Source organism: Xanthomonas cassavae CFBP 4642, assembly GCF_000454545.1.
GTDB classification, from domain to species: Bacteria; Pseudomonadota; Gammaproteobacteria; order Xanthomonadales; family Xanthomonadaceae; genus Xanthomonas; species Xanthomonas cassavae.
Window position 1 is genome coordinate 4,269,065 of sequence record NZ_CM002139.1, and the last position, 1,783, is coordinate 4,270,847.

A 1,783-nucleotide genomic window follows, 5' to 3' on the forward strand; every position below is an offset into this window, starting at 1 on the left:
GGCGGAATGACGCCGACGGCCTATGCCCAGCACCTGGCCAACAGCGATATCATCAACCCCGGACTCTAAACCCGACTGCTACTCAGGATGGGGGGACGTCGATCTCCGCAACCGTAGGTGCATCGCCCTCGCCTGGGCGCGTGAGGCGCTTGCCTTCTGCGGTGATTTCCAGCAGCACAGGCGGCGGATCAGGCACCAGGATCTTCGGATCGATGGTCTGGAACCGCGGTAGATTGGCTACCCGCGCGCGCCGATCCATTGCGGGGATCAGCAGCGTATCGCTGGTATAGGATGCCAGGCCCGCTACCGCACCGGATAGCGTCGTCGTACTGAGCGTCTCCGATCCAGGCGCACGCGCGCGATCGTATGCTGCGCCCGCCGCGAGACCGAACGGGGTCCGCATCGACCCGATAATGAACGCCTTGAGGCACTCGTAGGCGATCGGCCAGCAGCCTTTGCGCCTGCCGTTTTCATGTCGCCGACGATCTGGTATCCGGCATCAGGCCCGAACGCCGCGATGCGTTCCTGCACGCGCGCGTCAGCCCATTCCAGATACGCGGTCTGCAGTGCCTCTTGCTCCTCCGAGGGGGCTACAAATGGCAGGTCGTTCAGACGGGTTCGTATCTGGGCCTTCAACTTGGCGGCTGCCGACGCGCTGCGCTGCGCATAGCTCACCGCAACACCCGGTGCGTGCGGCTCCTCGACGACCGAGGAGGCCGAGCTGGCGCGCGCGGTGTAGAACGACGCGTCCGTCGATTCCGAAGAACTCGACAGCTCCGAGCGATGTGATGCGCGATGCGAGGATTCGGCATGGCTCGTGTCGGTCGTCGCGCGCCCTGAAAGCGCCGCGCGACGAACGCGCAGCACCTTACCCGTAGGCAAGCCTGCAAGCGGCCCGGCCGGTAGATGCGTCTGCGGCGGGGCCACGGTCTGCACGGGATGTGCGGGTGCAGGAGACGTTGCGTGGCTGCTGGAAGACATCGCCATGTCGCTGCTGAGCTTCATGAGGCCACCTCGGCCGCGCCTGCGGTGTGCGTCACCAGCGCATCCAGCACCACGCGGGCGATCACCTGCCCGCGCTCCAACGCGGTGGCCACAGCGTCGGGCGTGCGCTTGAGCAACAGCGGGCAGACACACAGCAGGCCAAGGTCCGAGAGCGCGAGCCGCCAGCCGTATTCGGTCAGTAATTGTTCCTGCAGCACCAGTAGCGTCACTACCTCATCACCGCCGAGTTCGCGTGCGGCTAGGGAAACTCTGAACAACCCATCCTGATCTACCACAATCGATCAACGACCCGAGTGGACAATTTCGATGCAACTGACCTTCGGCGACGGGGAGTACAACAGCAAGCGCAAGCGGACGCGGCGTGAGGTGTTCTTGGCCGAGATGGACCAGGTCGTGCCGTGGAAGGACCTGCTGGCACTGATCGAGCCGCACTATCCGAAGCCTGGGCAGCCGGGGCGACAGCCGTATCGGCTGGAGACGATGCTGCGCATCCACTTTTTGCAGCAGTGGTACGCACTGAGCGATCCATCGGCGGAAGAAGCCCTCTACGACACGGTGTCGATGCGCCGTTTCGCAAAGATCGGTGGTCTGGACGAGGTGCCGGATGAGACGACAATTCTAAATTTTCGTCACTTGCTGGAGCGACATGACTTGGCGCGCAAGCTGTTCAACCGGGTCAACGCCCACCTGTCGCGCAAGGGGCAGAGCTTGCGCGGCGGGACGATCGTGGACGCCACGATCATCGCTGCGCCCAGCTCGACCAAGAACAAGCAGGGCG

4 protein-coding genes are annotated in these 1,783 nt (G+C 64.2%); 1 reads left to right on the top strand and 3 read right to left on the bottom strand.

Annotated elements, in window-relative coordinates; all coding sequences use genetic code 11:
• Positions 1–82: 82 nt before the first annotated feature.
• The 3 genes from XCSCFBP4642_RS30880 to XCSCFBP4642_RS25305 are packed head-to-tail and all read right to left on the bottom strand — an operon-like array spanning position 83 to position 1,262.
• A complete protein-coding gene (locus XCSCFBP4642_RS30880) occupies positions 83–259 on the bottom strand; it encodes a hypothetical protein (protein ID WP_425480146.1) in 177 nt (58 codons plus the stop codon).
• A gap of 44 nt (positions 260–303) precedes the next feature.
• Positions 304–1,005 carry a hypothetical protein gene (locus tag XCSCFBP4642_RS27610; RefSeq protein WP_425480147.1) on the bottom strand — a complete coding sequence of 234 codons (702 nt, stop codon included), beginning with the start codon at positions 1,003–1,005 and terminating at the stop codon, positions 304–306.
• On the bottom strand, positions 1,002–1,262 hold the full coding sequence (locus tag XCSCFBP4642_RS25305) for a hypothetical protein (protein ID WP_152527301.1): 261 nt from the start codon (positions 1,260–1,262) through the stop codon (positions 1,002–1,004). Before XCSCFBP4642_RS25305 ends, XCSCFBP4642_RS27610 begins: the two co-directional genes overlap by 4 nt.
• A gap of 49 nt (positions 1,263–1,311) precedes the next feature.
• On the opposite strand from XCSCFBP4642_RS25305, the gene XCSCFBP4642_RS25310 reads away from it, so the two are divergent.
• Positions 1,312–1,783, top strand: a 472-nt coding sequence (locus XCSCFBP4642_RS25310) for an IS5 family transposase (protein ID WP_033898555.1), incomplete at its 3' end; no start/stop codon positions are given.